This window comes from Sphingobacterium sp. UBA2480, from assembly GCF_002341965.1.
Lineage (GTDB): Bacteria > Bacteroidota > Bacteroidia > Sphingobacteriales > Sphingobacteriaceae > Sphingobacterium > Sphingobacterium multivorum.
The window spans coordinates 588734-605297 of sequence record NZ_DDPA01000001.1 but is presented as its reverse complement, the minus strand read 5'-3'; the positions used below and the strand labels follow the sequence as shown (position 1 = coordinate 605297).

The 16564-nt window shown below is 39.5% G+C and carries 14 protein-coding genes; 5 read left to right on the top strand and 9 right to left on the bottom strand.

The annotated features are described in order from the left end of the window. Nucleotides 1-38: 38 nt before the first annotated feature. Complete coding sequence (locus B3600_RS02780) at nt 39-1829, top strand: ABC transporter ATP-binding protein (protein WP_286751999.1); 1791 nt, start codon at nt 39-41, stop codon at nt 1827-1829. Nucleotides 1830-1836: 7 nt separating this feature from the next. On the opposite strand, the gene B3600_RS02775 is transcribed toward B3600_RS02780, so the two are convergent. Next, a complete protein-coding gene (locus B3600_RS02775) occupies nt 1837-2775 on the bottom strand; it encodes a multidrug resistance efflux transporter family protein (protein WP_112376487.1) in 939 nt (312 codons plus the stop codon). Nucleotides 2776-2936: 161 nt separating this feature from the next. Between B3600_RS02775 and fabV the strand changes: the two genes are divergently transcribed. Continuing rightward, complete coding sequence (gene fabV / locus B3600_RS02770; RefSeq protein ID WP_112376488.1) at nt 2937-4139, top strand: enoyl-ACP reductase FabV; 1203 nt, start codon at nt 2937-2939, stop codon at nt 4137-4139. A 101-nt stretch (nt 4140-4240) separates the two neighbouring features. On the opposite strand, the gene B3600_RS02765 is transcribed toward fabV, so the two are convergent. Then, a complete protein-coding gene (locus B3600_RS02765) occupies nt 4241-5428 on the bottom strand; it encodes an MFS transporter (protein ID WP_286751998.1) in 1188 nt (395 codons plus the stop codon). A 52-nt stretch (nt 5429-5480) separates the two neighbouring features. Further along, the gene (locus B3600_RS02760; RefSeq protein WP_046673571.1) at nt 5481-5732 is read right to left on the bottom strand and encodes a hypothetical protein; all 252 of its coding nucleotides are present in this window, start codon (nt 5730-5732) and stop codon (nt 5481-5483) included. A gap of 173 nt (nt 5733-5905) precedes the next feature. On the opposite strand from B3600_RS02760, the gene B3600_RS02755 reads away from it, so the two are divergent. Both B3600_RS02755 and B3600_RS02750 read left to right on the top strand, forming a co-directional pair. Further along, nucleotides 5906-6316, top strand: a complete 411-nt coding sequence (locus tag B3600_RS02755) for an OsmC family protein (RefSeq protein WP_070568887.1) — start codon at nt 5906-5908, stop codon at nt 6314-6316. Between the two features lie 114 nt (nt 6317-6430). Next, entirely contained in the window at nt 6431-6868 is a 438-nt protein-coding gene (locus B3600_RS02750) for an FKBP-type peptidyl-prolyl cis-trans isomerase (RefSeq protein ID WP_286751997.1), read from the top strand. Nucleotides 6869-6934: 66 nt separating this feature from the next. Here the strand turns inward: B3600_RS02750 and B3600_RS02745 are convergent, their stop codons facing one another. From B3600_RS02745 to B3600_RS02730, 4 genes are all read right to left on the bottom strand, one after another. Then, a complete protein-coding gene (locus tag B3600_RS02745) occupies nt 6935-8107 on the bottom strand; it encodes a tetratricopeptide repeat protein (RefSeq protein WP_112376491.1) in 1173 nt (390 codons plus the stop codon). 2 nt (nt 8108-8109) lie between these two features. After that, nucleotides 8110-9210, bottom strand: a complete 1101-nt coding sequence (locus tag B3600_RS02740) for a tetratricopeptide repeat protein (protein WP_070568880.1) — start codon at nt 9208-9210, stop codon at nt 8110-8112. Nucleotides 9211-9218: 8 nt separating this feature from the next. Beyond that, on the bottom strand, nt 9219-11783 hold the full coding sequence (gene gyrA, locus B3600_RS02735) for a DNA gyrase subunit A (RefSeq protein ID WP_286751996.1): 2565 nt from the start codon (nt 11781-11783) through the stop codon (nt 9219-9221). A gap of 163 nt (nt 11784-11946) precedes the next feature. After that, nucleotides 11947-14046 carry a heavy metal translocating P-type ATPase gene (locus tag B3600_RS02730; protein ID WP_286751995.1) on the bottom strand — a complete coding sequence of 700 codons (2100 nt, stop codon included), beginning with the start codon at nt 14044-14046 and terminating at the stop codon, nt 11947-11949. Nucleotides 14047-14223: 177 nt separating this feature from the next. Here B3600_RS02730 and B3600_RS02725 point away from each other — a divergent pair, with 177 nt between their 5' ends. Then, nucleotides 14224-15066: a mechanosensitive ion channel family protein gene (locus tag B3600_RS02725; RefSeq protein ID WP_286751994.1), complete on the top strand. Its 843-nt coding sequence runs from the start codon at nt 14224-14226 to the stop codon at nt 15064-15066. Nucleotides 15067-15068: 2 nt separating this feature from the next. Here B3600_RS02725 and coaA read toward each other — a convergent pair whose 3' ends face one another. Continuing rightward, a complete protein-coding gene (gene coaA, locus B3600_RS02720) occupies nt 15069-16028 on the bottom strand; it encodes a type I pantothenate kinase (protein WP_046673564.1) in 960 nt (319 codons plus the stop codon). A 132-nt stretch (nt 16029-16160) separates the two neighbouring features. Next, entirely contained in the window at nt 16161-16562 is a 402-nt protein-coding gene (locus tag B3600_RS02715; RefSeq protein WP_070568864.1) for an OsmC family protein, read from the bottom strand. Between the last annotated feature and the right edge of the window lie 2 nt (nt 16563-16564).

Below are 16564 nucleotides of genomic sequence, written 5' to 3'. Positions count from 1 at the left end.
CGTAGCTTAATTGTTTCCTGTGTATTAAATCGATTTCAATGACTATCCCACAATTATTTAAGAAAATTGTTCCCTTTGCCAAACCTTATCGTCAGCTGATTATTTATACGTTGCTATTAACGGTAGTGGGGTCTTTCGCGGCGCAAATAAACGCTTTTATTTTACGTTATACCGTCGATCAAATTAATGAGCTGATGGTCGCCAAGGAGCCTTTATCGAAGGGCATGTATCTTGTTGGTATAATCAGTGTTATTTTACTAATTAAAGAAATTGTCTACGCTTTTGTGCAATTTGGTCAGAAATTTTACGGGGAGAAACTTCGCATTTATATCGCACGTGACTTTTCTCAATCCATTGTAAACCGCATTTTAACCTATAAGTTAGCCTTCTATACCTCAAGCGACAATGAAAGTGGAAAATTGGCTACCCGGATAGATGCCGGGATCAGTTCGTTGACACGTCTGGTCCAAAATTTCTTTATTGATATTCTACCTTTGTTTGCCAATGCAATCATTGCATTAATCTGTATGTTCTACGCTAATGTATACGTAGGTCTAGTGGGATTGGCTGTTATTCCCTTGTATCTTTATATTAGTCAGACCCAAGCCTCCAGATTGACGGGCTTTAGGAGGCAGATGCGCAAATACCGGGAGTCGAAAAATAATCGGATCATTAGTTTGATCGATTCAATTTTGGTAATTAAGTCTTTCGTTCGAGAGCCAGAAGAAGCGAAACGTCATGAAAAGATTCAATATGAAATGACTGAGAATCAAATGGAAACTCGAAAAACAAGTTTTTTTTACGATAGCATTAAAAATTTCGTAGAACAGATTGCCGTTGTCATAATTATTGTTTTAACGGCCTATCTTGTTCTCTCGGGCCAAATTACCATTGGTGCGATTATGTTTCATATTATGTTATTTAATAACGTTTCGGCACCGATTCGTCAGCTGCACCGGATTTATGATGAAGTAAACGATGCCCTGGTCTATTCGGAATCTTTCTTTGAAATTTTGGAATCTGACGAGTATATAGAATCAAAGGGAGATTATAAGCTGGCACAGATAAAAGGACATTTGGCGTTACGGAATGTATTTTTTGAATATCCGAATGGGACGGTTGCTTTAAAGGATGTAAATTTTGAGATCAAGCCAAATGAAATTACGGCATTAGTGGGGCTGAGTGGAGCCGGGAAAAGTACGATTATCAACTTATTGGATAAATTTTATGAACCCACCAGTGGGCAAATTTTTTTGGATGGGGTAGACTTGGCAAAATACGATACAGCGTTTCTCCGTCGACATATCGGTATGGTATTGCAACGGAATCATATTTTTAAAGGAACTATCTTTGAAAATATTGAATATGGTAAAATGGGAAGTTCCAGGGAAGAGATCATTGAAGCGGCCAAAAAGGCCTATATCCATGAGCAGATTATGGATTTGCCCAAAGGTTACGATTCAGATGCGCAATCGCTGTCAGGGGGGCAGCAGCAGCGGATCGCTATAGCTCGTTTGTTTTTAAAAAATCCGCCGATTATTTTTCTCGACGAGCCTACGGCTAATTTGGACGCCATTGCGACCGAACAGATTAAAAATAGTTTGGATGCCATAAAGAAAGACCGTACAGTAATTATCGTTTCCCACAGTATCTCCCAGATCATCGATTCCAATGCTATTGTGGTCATGGAAAAGGGGATGGTGGTGGAGAAAGGACAACATGAAGATCTATACACACATAAAGGAACCTATTATGATATTTTCTCGGCAATGGCCAACAGCTTAAACCTGAGTAAAATAAGCAGAACATTACAAGCAGATAAAAGATAGGGGATTATTAACTTGTGCGACTATGGAGTATCATGCCAATGACCACCAATACAATACCCATACAGGAATATACATTTGGAAGTGCCGCCTGCAAGATGAGAATTTCGCCTAGCAGCGTAAAAATAACTTCCATGGCCTGTGTTGCCTCTACAGCTGCTAAGGCTTTATGATCGTGATGAACGAAATCAGTAGCTGAGAAAAATAAAAGTGTTGCAATCACCCCCGAACAAATGGCCACTAAAAAGGTTTGGAAGAGCTGACTATCAGTTGGTAAACCATGATCAGAATAGCCAAATAGACTCAGGATAATCCAAAATGGCATACTACAGAGCGTCATCCCGAGCGTGCGTTGAAAAGCATCTAACCTATTATTTGATATTTTCATCATTTTACGGTTACCTAAGGGATAGGCAATGGAACCGATCAATACAGGGATGGTTCCCAATAACATGCTGTTTAAGGAGGTTGACTGGGCTTCTGAAATTTGCATCAAAAGAATACCTAAAAAAATTAGAATGGAGAAGAGGAGTGAAGCTTTTGATATGCTTTTTCGCTGACCTTTCTTTTCGAGCAACGGACCAATAAACATGCCGGCTATAATGGTGAATTCGAAAGTGCTGGCCACGAGCCAAGATGGGCCATAATTTGCGCCATAGGTAAGCGCCGCATAGAACAGTCCGAATCCGATGGTACTCCAAAGAAGCCATTGCCAAAGGTTGGATCTGATTTCTTTAAGTAAATCGATGAGGTTTCCTCTTATGGCAACAATGATAAGTAAGACTGGGAGCATCCAAATAAACCGTAAGGAGGCTGTCCATTGCCAGCTTCCACCGGACACGGCCATAATGCGGTTTAGAACGAAGGTACTGGCAAAAAATAAGGCGGCTAGCGTTCCTAAAAAAAGTGCATTTTTTTTATTCTTTTTTATTGTAAATTGGATTGGCATAAATAAGTGGAATGCGATGTATACTTAACTTTGTGAAAGTAAGCAAATGTCCGTTTAAATGAAAATGAAACAAAAACTAATTGATTTTTATCGCGATTTTCTCATTTAAAATTCCTTATTTTGCCTAATCAATAAAACAAGTAGTAAGAAAATTAATCAAGATGATTATACAACCAAGAACTAGAGGTTTTATTTGTTTAACCTCGCATCCACAAGGGGCTGCGCAAAACATTAAAAATCAAATTGAATACGTGAAATCCAAAGGTGAGATCGCGAATGGTCCAAAGAAAGTATTGGTAATCGGTGCTTCTACTGGATTTGGTATTGCATCTCGGATTTCTGCAGCATTTGGTTCTGGAGCTGCTACAATCGGTGTATTTTTTGAAAAACCTGCGGCAGAAGGCAAGCCCGGGACTGCCGGATGGTACAATTCCGCAGCTTTTGAGAAAGAAGCCCATGAGGCGGGATTATATGCCAAAAGTATCAATGGTGACGCTTTTTCGGACGAAGTGAAAAAACAAACTATTGAACTTATTAAAAAGGATCTGGGACAGGTTGATTTAGTGGTTTACAGTTTGGCATCACCACGCCGTACGCATCCAAAAACGGGGGTAGCACATGCTTCTGTTTTGAAACCGATACAAGAACCATTTACCAACAAAACGGTAGATTTCCATACGGGTGTAATTTCAGATATTACCATTCAGCCTGTTGAAAATGAAGAAGATATTGCGAATACTGTAGCTGTTATGGGTGGAGAAGACTGGAAGTTTTGGATCGAAGATCTTAAAGCTGCTGGTGTGTTAGCTGATGGAGCGAAAACAGTTGCCTATTCTTACATAGGTCCTGAACTTACTTATCCAATTTACCGTAATGGTACGATTGGTCGTGCGAAGGATGATTTAGAAGGAACAGTGCCTGCCATAAACGCGATTTTGAGCGATATTAATGGTGTATCTTATGTATCGGTGAATAAAGCTTTGGTTACGCAATCAAGCTCAGCTATTCCTGTTGTTCCTTTATACATTTCTTTATTGTACAAAGTCATGAAAGAAAAAGGAATTCACGAGGGTACAATTGAACAAATGCAACGTTTGTTTGCCGAGCGACTTTATACTGCTGACGGTAAAGTATTGCTTGATGAAAAAGGTCGTATCCGTGTTGATGACTTAGAAATGCGTGAAGATGTTCAGGCTGAAGTTGCAGCATTGTGGGAGAAAGCAACAACTGAAAATTTAGCGGAAATTTCAGATATTGAAGGTTATCGTAACGAGTTTTTCAATTTGTTCGGTTTCAATTTTGAGGGTATCGATTACAATGCTGATACCAATGAAGTTGTTGGCGTACCTAGTATTGAGGGTTAAATTTAACGAATATACCTACAAAAAGAGCGGTGAATGTTTAAACATTCACCGCTCTTTTTGTAGGTATATCTTTGATACGATGTATGGATGTTTAGTGGAGACTATGGTGTCAGCTCCCGCTTTTTTTGATAGAGTAGGTTTCCAACAACGGCAAAACCAATGCAGACCATCATGGTACTAAATGGGTATATCGCTGTCATCCCCCTATTATTGGCCACAAAGCCAATTAATGGACCAGTGATGCCAAGTGAAATATCAATAAATAGCCCATAAGCAGCCAGGGCAGAGCCTTGTTGACTTTGGTCTACCCGTTTAATGGCTTCGACACCAAGCGCAGGAAATACCAGTGAGAAGCCAAAACCCGTTAACGCAGCACCCAATAGGGTCCATAAGGGATCAATTGCCACGGCGATAACCGTGAGGCCTACTGTTTCAACGAAAAGACTAACTAAGGCAACCTTGAGCCCACCATATTGGTCAATGACCTTATTGAAAATTAGTCGTGTTAAAATGAAAAATACGCCAAATAAAGTTAAGCATGCTGCCCCATTTTCCCAATTGAAATGTTCATAGTAAAGCGTCATAAAAGTGGAGATACTGCCAAACCCCAGACCACCTAAAGCAAGACAAATTCCAAAGGGAGCTACTAAAATCAATACGCGTCTAAAACTCACTTTTTCAGCCTTTTTACCTGCCACTTGATAGGGTGTTTTTGCGCGGCAATAAAAATAGCCGAGTAGACCAATAGCACTGGTCAATAGAGCCAAAGCTTCATAATTGATATGATCCACCAGCAACACACCCAAGGGCGCACCAATAGCCAATGCACCATAGCTGGCTATTCCGTTGAAAGAGATCGCTTTTGCGGCATGTTCGTCGCCGAGCTCCATTAATGCCCAATTTATAGGGCTCGCACCCACTAGACCCTCTCCAATTCCAGTAAACAAGCGGGTAATAAGTAGGAGACCCAAACTGAGCAGAGGCTGAGACCGGAATAAAAAAACAAGCAGTAAAAGGAGTCCCGATAATGCAAAAAATAACATGCTGCGCAGAACGGAAATCTTGGGGCCCTTGGTGTCCACAATTTTTCCTGCATAACCACGTAGTAGGAAAGTAGCGATATATTGAACGCTAATAACCAGTCCCGCAATAATTGTATTAAATCCTAAAGTTTGATGAATAAAGATGGGGAGGGTAGCAAGCGATAGGCCGATTGTGAGGTAACCAAGGAAAGTTAAAGAGACGTAGCCTAAAATCTTTTGATTGACCTCCCGAAGAGAAACTGTCATTATAAAAATTTTAGGCGAAATTACGTCTTTATGCTTGTTTTAAGAAATAAAATCAATAAACAACTGTCTCTTTAATATCACAATTTTTCTCGAGCCATTCTTGGTCAAATTGTTTTGGTGAAATTCTTTTGCCTTGATAGATATAGTAAACTTTTTCAGATTCACCCTTTACTGGGGGACCAGGTATTTTATTGACAATCTTCTCTTCAGGGCAGTCCTGTATCAAAGCCTGTTCTTTGACTTGACGAGTTTTACATGAATTGAAGGCGATAACAAGGATGAAAAGGTACAATAATTTATTCATGAGTTTAGTTTTAATACAATTGTTAACGTAAGCGCTGTTCAAAATGCGACATCAATTATTCAATAGTGTACAACTTTTTGATCGACTGTTTGTTCTATAAAAGATACCTGAAAGGCTAGAATCGCGACAGGAGAAATTAACGTTAGAAAAATTAAATAATTAGCATAGAAAACATGAGAAGAAAAGCAACAGCCCAATGGAATGGCAATCTGAAAGAAGGAAAAGGTAGCCTGACCACAGACAGTACAGCGTTGGATCATACGCAATACTCATTTTCGACACGGTTTGAAAATGGTGTGGGGACAAACCCCGAAGAATTATTGGCAGCAGCACATGCAGGATGCTTCACCATGCAATTGAGCGCTTTTCTTTCTGAAGCCGGTTTTGTCCCGGAAGAATTAATCACCGTGTCGACAATCGTGTTCGAGAATGGTTCAATTGTGCGATCTGAACTTGAACTGCAAGGAAAGGTGCCAACGATAAGCGAAACTGAGTTTCAAACAATAGCGCATAAAGCGAAGGAAAACTGTCCGGTGAGTAAGGCATTCAGTTTCGAGAAAACCTTAGATGCAAAGTTACTTTGATAAAGGCGTTCTATCGAACAAAAACTTGGTCTTTTTTCGTTAAAAGGAGAAAAAGCTGTTATTTTTGAGGCTAACATAAATAATTAGCAATATTGAATTTTAATCCATTGAGTTTTGGTTCAGAGAAAGAAAAATAAGTTAAGTTCAGCAGCGCTTGCGGAAAAGAATCTGGAAGCTGGAAAGGTATTTTTGGAAAAGTATGCCCAGCAAGAAGGAGTAGTCGTATGCGCATCGGGTTTGCATTATAAGGTATTAACAAAGGGGGCGGGGCAAATCCCCAAGAAGTCGGCTAAAGTTATCTGCCATTATAAAGGCGAGCTTCCAGACGGAACTGTATTCGATAGTTCGTATAAGCGGAAGCGCCCCGAAACGTTTTATATTAATGAACTCATCGTGGGTTGGCAAGAAGCGATTTCAATGATGCCGGTTGGATCAATCTGGGAGGTGTGCCTTCCACCTAAACTGGCTTATGGAAAGGAAGAGTTGTTACCTCGAAAAGGAGGAGAATGTACGTTGATATTTCAGATTGAGTTAATTGCGATTTTAGCTTAACCCTAAAAAACTTCCATAAAAAAGCCCGCGTCATCAGATGCGGGCTTTTTTATGGAAGTTTATTTTTTACTCTACTTCTTTGATCTTAGCATTGATTTCGGCCGTTTTAGCTTCGTCTTGCATAAAAATATAGTAGTTCTTTAAATTCGTTAAAGCATCTACATTTTTTGGTTGCAAAGAAACTGCTTTCTCTAAGTAAGGAAGCACTGGCTTTAATTCTGCTTTAATCTTATTTAATTCTGCATCATATTGCGCTTGCGTCAATTTTCTGTTATTATTAACAACATTTAATTTTTCACGTGTTTTGTTCATTAACGTGATTGCTAAATTTGTATTTGCCTCAAAAAAGTTAGGATCAATCTCCAATGCTTTTTTGTATGCTGCAACTGCTGCGTCTTCGTTTTTCGCTGAAGATTGGGCTATGCCTAGGTAATAATTTAAGCTTTTATTGTTTGGATCTTTTGCTAATTGTGCAGTGATAGCATCAATTGTTTCTTTTTCGTGGCCTGTAATCAGATTCAATTCGATGTTTTGAGTCATCGCCGCATTGTCATCTGGATAAGCTTCAGCCGCTTTTTTTGCATATTCAAGTGCTGAAGTTGTATCTTGCATAGAGAGGTACAATTTCGGTAGATCGACCATAATCGTTTTATGCGAAGAGAAATCTTTTCTTGGAATTAGTTCTTTATAACGTTCCACAGCATTCTTATAATCCTTATTTGATAGCGCTGCAACACCGCTGTAATAAGTAACTAATGTATCTCCAGGAAGATAGGTCAACGCTTTTGTAAAAGAGCTGTACGATTCAGCATATTTTTGTGCTTGATATGCTTCTGCTCCCAAATTGAAATTATATTGTCCCAGAATTTGTTCTGCAACAGTAATATTCGCTTTATTCGCACCGTCTGTATCCAGCTGTTTTGCTTTCGCAATTCCGTCCTCAGCCAATTTCGCTAATTCAGATGACTTATCTATTGTTGATAGGTTTGCATTTACCAATGCATATACCGTCCACGCTTCCGCATTATCTTTTGTTTTGTCATTGACAACAGCTGCGTCAATAGCTTCTTTCGCCGATTTCAAATTAGGAATACCCAATTGAACCGTACCAGCGTCTTTCAATTCTTGGAATTTCGCTAGGGCAGATTTTGCCTTTTTAACATTGCCCGTCTGCGCAAAAGAAACTGAGGTAGATACAGTACCTATTGCTGCTAATAATAATAGAGATTTTAAATTCATATCTATTTAACTGTTAATTGATTCAATAATAAATTCACTCTGTCTAATTGAGATGCGTCATCAATAAGCTTATAATATTTAGCCAAAGCTTTAAGCGCATTGACATCATAAGGCTTAATCTCATTTGCCTTCAACAGATACTCGATGGTCAACTCTTGTATATCCTGGTTGGAAGGTTCCTTTAATAAAGTCTCCAGATTGATTAATCCTAATGCAAGATTAGATTCATAATTATTCGGATCCAATCGCAATACATTATTATAATATTCTTTCGCCCGTTTTATATCATTGGCATTTTCGTAAGAATAGCCTGCAATATAGTTCAGTTCGACATTTTCAGGTTCTAGACGGATAGCATCAGCAATGACATTTAAGATAGCGTCATAAGAATTATTGGCCGAATACACATCAATTAATCTAAAAAGTATCTGTTTATTTTCAGGAAATATAGCATGTCCTTTTTCAAGAACGTTCAAGACATCCTGTTTAGTACCTCCGAGCGAATAAATCTGCGCTAATTCAAGAAAGTAATTAGGCTTTGGATGTTCACTTTTAATGAGTTCATCATAATATTTGATTGAATTCATATAATCTTTATTCTTGCCGGAGAGTACCGCCAGATTATATTTGAGATCATTATTTTTGAAACCAAGTGAATCTATTCGAAGGTAAGCTTTATAAGCTTTGTCAAATTTGCCATCTTTTAAAGCCAACGCTCCCTGATAGGATATGGCTCCAGCAAGATTTTGACGAATGTAGTCCATTTCCGCAGGAAAGTTTCGACGTGCTTTTTTTTGATCCAGAAGCTTAAGTGATTTGATGGATACGTCGATAGGATCCATTTTATAGGGCTGCTTCCTTGTTGAATCTGCAACTGCCAAGGAGCTATATACCAATGCCCTTAAAAGGTTATTATTGACAGAAGCCGAATCTTTCTTTGATTGGAAGGCGGCGTCTGCAAACTTTCGCGCATTTTCAAGATTTTTAAATTCGCCAGTTTTGGTATATAAAGCAAAACTGTTGCTGCCCTCCTTTAAATTGGATTGGGCAACAACAGTTAAACTACTTGCAGATATTAACAATGATATCAGTAAGTTTTTCATTAGACTATTTATTCTTCGTTTGAGTCCGTGTTTTCTTCAGAAGTCGAATCACCATTTTCCGTTGACTCTTCGGTCAGTTCAGACTCTTCTTCAGATTCTTCTTCACGATCGACTTTCGTAATAGACGCGATCTCGTCGTTATCTTTCAAATTAATGAGCCTTACACCTTGTGTTGCACGTCCCATTACTCTTAACTCTTCTACAGCAATGCGGATAACAATACCAGATTTGTTGATGATCATTAAGTCCTCGTTGTCCGTAACGCCTTTAATTGCAACGAGTTCACCTGTCTTATCGGTGACGTTGATTGTTTTCACACCTTTACCACCACGATTCGTTACGCGATAATCCTCGATATCTGTACGTTTTCCATATCCTTTTTCAGAAACGACCAACACGGTAGTTTCCGAATCATTCACACTAATCATGCCAATCACCTCATCGCTTTCCGCTGCCAAGGTGATACCACGTACACCTGTTGCCGTTCTGCCCATTGGACGAACCGTAGATTCATTGAAACGAATTGCACGACCAGAACGCAGTGCCATGACAATTTCGCTGCTTCCAGTAGTCAAACAAGCCTCAATTAATTGATCGCCTTCATTGATATTGATGGCATTGATACCGTTTGCTCTTGGACGAGAATAGGCTTCCAAAGACGTCTTCTTAATCGTACCTTTTTTGGTACACATAATAATGAAGTTGTTTTCCAAATAATCTTGGTCTTTCAGGTTCTTCACCAGGATGAAGGCCTTTATTTTCTCTTCTTTTGGAACGTTGATGATATTTTGAAGTGCTCGACCTCTAGAAGTACGGCTTCCTTCAGGAATCTCAAATGCACGCAACCAGAAACAGCGACCTGCCTCTGTAAATAGAAGCATATAATTATGTGCCGACGCTGTAATGATATGTTCGGTAAAATCTTCTTCGCGTGTATTTGTGCCAATTGATCCGCGGCCACCGCGACCCTGACGTTTGTATTCGGATAATGGTGTGCGTTTTACGTAACTGTTGTGGGAGATTGTGATAACGATTTCTTCATCATCAATAAAATCTTCCATACGCATATCTTCAGCAGAGTGTACAATCTGGGATCTACGTTCGTCACCATATTTTTCTTTGATCTCAATTAACTCATCTTTGATAATTTTCATACGAAGTTCCTCGTCTTCCAATATCGATTTTAAATAGTCAATTGTTTTCATCAATTCAGCATATTCCTCTTTAATCTTATCACGTTCCAGTCCTGTTAGACGACGTAAGGTCATATCAAGGATCGCGCGAGCCTGAAGATCGGATAGGCCAAATTTCTCCATTAATCCAAGGCGTGCATCTTCCGGAGTATCCGAATTACGGATCAATTTGATGACTTCATCCAAATGATCCAAGGCAATTAAATACCCCTCTAGAATATGAGCACGTTTTTCAGCTTCCGCCAGCTCATAGCGTGTACGTCTAACGATTACCTCATGTCTATGCTGTACAAACTCATGAATCATGTCTTTCAGATTCAATAGCATTGGCCTTCCTTTAACTAAAGCAATGTTGTTTACTGAAAATGAAGTTTGTAGCGCTGTGTATTTAAACAAATTGTTTAAAACAACATTTGCATTTGCATCGCGCTTGATGTCGTACACAATACGCATCCCGGTACGGTCAGATTCATCACGAATAGCAGAAATTCCTTCTAATTTCTTTTCGTTAACTAATTCGGCTGTACGCTCGATCATATTCGCCTTGTTCACTTGATAAGGAATTTCGGTGACGATAATCTGCTCTCTACCCGATTTGGTTGCTTCTATTTCAGCTTTTGCACGCATAACAATACGGCCACGACCTGTATTACAAGCATCTTGAACCCCAGCATAGCCGTAGATTAATGCACCTGTAGGGAAGTCTGGACCTTTGATGTGCTGCATCAATTCCGAAACCTCGATATCACGATTATCAATAAAAGCGATTGTACCATCGATAACCTCGGATAGGTTATGTGGGGCCATATTTGTAGCCATACCCACTGCAATCCCCGAAGCTCCGTTGACCAGGAGATTTGGAATACGGGTGGGAAGGACTGTTGGTTCTTGTAGAGAATCGTCAAAGTTATTTTGGAAATCAACCGTATCTTTGTTGATATCAGATAGCATTTCCTCGGCAATTTTCTTTAATCTTGCCTCCGTATAACGCATCGCCGCAGGTGGATCGCCATCGATGGAACCGTAGTTACCTTGACCATCTACCAAAGGATAACGTAAACTCCAATCTTGAGCCATACGAACCATGGTGTCATAAACGGATGAATCACCATGTGGGTGATATTTACCTAATACGTCGCCAACGATACGGGCAGACTTTTTGTAAGGCTTGCCACTGGTAACCCCTAAGTCCAGCATGCCATAAAGAACACGTCTGTGTACTGGCTTCATGCCATCACGCGCATCAGGAAGTGCTCTTGATACAATGACAGACATGGAGTAGTCAATGTAGGCAGACTTCATCTGATCCTCGATGTTAATTGGGATAATCCGGTCGTTTGCCGGAACAAGATTGTTGTCGTTTTCTGTTTCTTCAGCCATATGAATTTGGTTTCAATAAAACTAGTATGCAAGCCCTCTAAACTGGCTTGCCACGCATGCGAAGTTACAAAAATTTAACCTCAAAAGCGAATGATTTAAGCCCTAATATACACAAAAAAGACAATCTTTTATGGATTGTCTTGGTACTTATGGGGTATCCTTTTTATTTGATTTTTTTAAAGCGGAGCCGAATCGAATTGCCGATGACAATTAAGTCTGAAAAGGCCATGCTAAGGGCTGCAAGCATAGGCCCGAGAAAGCCAACCGCGGCAAGCGGTATGGCCACAATATTGTACGCGAACGCCCAAAAGAGATTTTGCTTTATCGTCAATAGGGTATGGTGACCAATTTCCAGCAGCTTTTCAATAGATTTGAGCTCATTGTTTAATAAAACCACCTTTGCCGATTGGATGGCAATATGTGTCGAATCGCCAAGCGAGATGCCAACATCGGCAGCAGCTAATGCGGGAGCGTCATTGATACCGTCACCAACCATTGCGGTAGGGCCATTCTTTTTGAGTTTGAACAAGATTGCTAATTTTTCTTCTGGCGATTTATCCCAATATACATCCGCAATACCAAGTTTCTGTGCTGTGCGTTCACATTTGCTTTGTCGATCTCCACTCAAAAGAATAGGCCGTATGCCTTTATCTTTGAGGTATTGGATGAGTTCCTTTGCATACGGCTTAATTTGATCTTCGAGGACAATGCCTGCAATTACAACGCCATTGATGGTTAAGGTAAGGTCATAACGATTAGAGTAATCTTTTTCGCCAAGTTTTGCATTGCAAATGGAGTAGTTATTTCCATTTGTGTCGGTCGCAAAGATTCCTTTTCCTTTTATTTCATTGACTTCCTTAAAGATAATTCGGTAAGATTTTATCTCCTTGAGCTGTTTTCGGATCGACTTGGCGATCGGATGGCTCGAATAACTCTCCAATTGTGCGATGATCGATTCGACTTGCGATTGTTCGATACCAAAGGTCTGAATCGCTTTGATATTAAAATCGCCTGTCGTTAGGGTCCCCGTTTTGTCAAATACCATCTGTTTGAGATCGGACATCTCCTCGATGGTGCTTCCGCCTTTGATCAGTATTCCACTTTTTGCAGCTCTTCCCAGGCCAACCATGACAGCAGTAGGTGTGGCTAGCCCCATGGCACATGGACAGGATACAACAAGGGTAGCTATGGCATTCATGAGGGATTGCTGCAGCGGCAATTGTGCGATAAAATAAGTAACAAAAAAAGTGAAAAATGATATCGTCACAACGATTGGAACGAAATAAGCGGCTACTTTATCACCAAATTTTTGAATAGGTGGCTTTTTACTCTGCGCATCTTTAATTAATTGGATAATCTGATAGAGTACACTTTTAGAACCAACTTTGGTCGCCACGATTCTGATATTTCCTTCGGTTAGTAAGGTACCGCCGATGACGGCATCATATTTAAGTTTTTCAATAGGTAGACTTTCTCCGGTTAGCATAGATTCGTCCACCCAAGCCTGTCCTTCCAAAATATCGCCATCAGCGGGGATGAGATTTCCAGAATTTACTTTTAAAATATCACCGGATTTAATTTCTCGGGCTAATAGCTCGACTTCTTGGTCATTTTCAATTTTGATAGCGGGTATATCTTGATATTTAACCAGCTCTTTGATGGCTGATGTGGTTTTGGTAACGGCTCTTTTTTCGAGGACATTTCCCAAAAATACCAGTGTTATGATTGTTGCACATGTTTCGTAGAACTGGTAATCATGTCCTAGATTATAATATGTTCCAATGAGACTATAGGCAAAAGCAGCTGTAGATCCAATAAAGATGAGTACATCCATATTGGGCATTTTGTTACAGATGGAACGAAATGAACTGATGCCAAAATAGGAAAAACCAATGATGTAAACTGGCGCACAAAGCGCGAGTTGGATAAAGGGATCATGTAGAATAGGTAAATTCGTAAACATGTGACTCCACAAGGGTATCGTAAAGATGAGGCAGCAGAGGAACTTAAGCTCGATAGATTTCCAAAAGCTAGGTTTCTTATCCTTACCCTCCATAACTTTGTAACCCAAAGACTCAATGCCTTTGACCAGCACAGGTATTTGTTCCAGCGGTATCTCCGAAAATTTCACTTCATCTGATGCAAAATCGACATAGATATCCTTAGCACCGTTGTTTTCTAGGTATTTGTGGATTGAAATAGCACAATTTGCACAGTGCATTCCGCTTACGTTAAGTTCAGTTTGCACGTTCGATTCCTTCATTTAATAGCATGTAATGTCTTTAGCCAAAGATAGCTATTTCCTGATAATGCTTTTTACGTAAAGTAAAATTGTTTAGTTTAGCAAGCCTGTTTGAAGCCATTTTACATGAAATATCTTGAATAGTGAATGGGAGAACATTAAATTTGACTAGATAGACAACTTAAGCTTGTGTAAAAAATGACAAAACCGATTTCAATTTCTTTTATCGTCCGAATTATATTGTTGATTGCGCTAACGGCATCCTTTGTTCAATTTGTAACCTTTTATAAGCAGCGGGAGATCATCCGGAATATGGCATACGGCTTAAATACTTTTCTAACAGCTAGTGTCCTGATCTCCATTGGTCATTTTATCCTTGTAAAACTATACAATAGCCGAAATGAGCAGCAGGTTGTACGGGGTAATTTTGTGCTTGGAATTACGCGTGTCGCCACGGTAGGCAATGTCTTTTTCATTATTGTCAGCCTAATGATAGCGGTTGGGATTAACCCAAAAGATTTTATCACCAGCATGACAATTGTCGCAATGGCTATTGCTGTGATTTTTAGAGAATACATCACGAATATGATATCTGGTTTGATTATTATGTTTTCGGATCAGTTTTCTGTAGGCGATCGCATAAAAATCGGCGAATATCAGGGGAAAATCGTGGATATCACGTTGGCTAATCTGGTTGTGCGCGATGAAGATGACGACGCTGTGATGATTCCCAATAATTTGGTGTTTACTGCAACGTTGGTCAATAAGACCTCCCAAAAGTCAAATAAAATTGTTGTAAAATTCGAATTGCCGATTGATCGCTCGTTTGCAGTGGCGGAATTGGAACAGTATTTAAGTCCATTATTACAAAAAAATCCAAATTTAGATCATTCCCAAGGTTTTACAATTAAGGTCGCCGATATGACTAAAGATTATATCAAGTATAAAGTTGAGGTTAGTGCAATCTCGTCCAGCAATAAAGTACATCAACAGGTACAAAGCAGCATATTAAATGAAATCCTGCAGTTTACGAGACTGTAGGGTCAAATCTTTCTTACTTTGACATTTTTAACAAAGTGGTGGCTTCCTTTTTCCAAAATAAGATCGGCGCGATATCTCGTTGGCAAAATGTTTTTAATTAGATTGGGCTTATTAATTTCGTTCCAGATATTTACAGCCATGGTGTGACTTTCATCAGCTGTCATATTTGCATATTTATGGAAAAATGAAGCCGGATTTTGAAATGCAGTGGCACGCAGTGACTCAAATCGATTGGTATACCATTCAATAAGATTTTTCTCGCTGGCATGTACATAGATTGAATAATCAAAAAAGTCGGAAACGAATACGCTATGTCCCTTTCGTGGTCGCTGGGAATTGACTTGTAATACATTTATCCCTTCTACAATAAGGATGTCGGGTTGTTCAATCACTTGTTGCTGTTCGTCTGGCAACACGTCATAGACCAGGTGGCTGTATACTGGAACCGTAATTTTTGGAGCTCCTGATTTCACTGCTGAAAGGAAATGAATCAATCTTTTAGCATCATAGCTTTCAGGAAAGCCTTTTCGGTTTAGAATACCACGTTCGATAAGATATTGATTCGGGTAAAGAAAACCGTCTGTGGTCACCAAATCGACCTTCGGTTTGGACGGGAGTAAACTAAGCACACGTTGTAGCACACGGGCTGTCGTACTTTTTCCCACAGCAACCGACCCAGCTATACCGATGATATAAGGCAGTTTGCTCACTTCCTTGCCAAAGAAGCGGTTTGTACGCTGGTGAAGACTTTGGAAACGATCAATATGAATCTCAAGTAGATGACTCAAGGGAAAGTAGACTTCTTCTATTTCCTGATTTGTCAAGGGTTCATTCAGTGCATGGAGATTTTCCAGATCTTCGACACTGAAATTGTGCAATACTTTTCCGTTTAAATTTTTCCAGTCTTCACGTTTGATCGATCTAAAAGGCGAGTCTATTGCTATTTGTGGATCCAATTGCATTGTTTGCTTTATTTTTATTCCAATTATCTATATTGCAGGACAAGTAACCTTTTCTATTCGATTCTAGGAGCTATTAAAGGTCTTTTTTGCGCGGACAAATATAATTAGTGTTATCCGTTATCCCAAGAAACATTATAAATGATTTGAAGTTATTACAATAGGATTTGATAATATCTTATGAACGGGGCACTTTTCAGCAATTTTGAACAACCGCTGCTTTTGCACCTCATCTAGATCTCCTTTAAAGCTGATAAAGCATTGTATATAGGTCGTTTGCTGCTGCTCACTTGTTTGCACCTCATAAGATAAACGCACCTGTACTTCTTCCAGGAGCCAATTTTTGCGGTCCGCATACATTTTGACGGTAATGGCTTTGCAACTCCCTAAGGATGATAACAGTAATGGAGTAGGGTTTATGCCCTGATCTTCACCGCCTATATCTTCAGGTTCATCGACCGTTATTTGATGCTTACCGTATTGTACTGTCGTTGTATAGGGGATTTTCCCTATTGAAACGATTACTTCATTGTCCATAA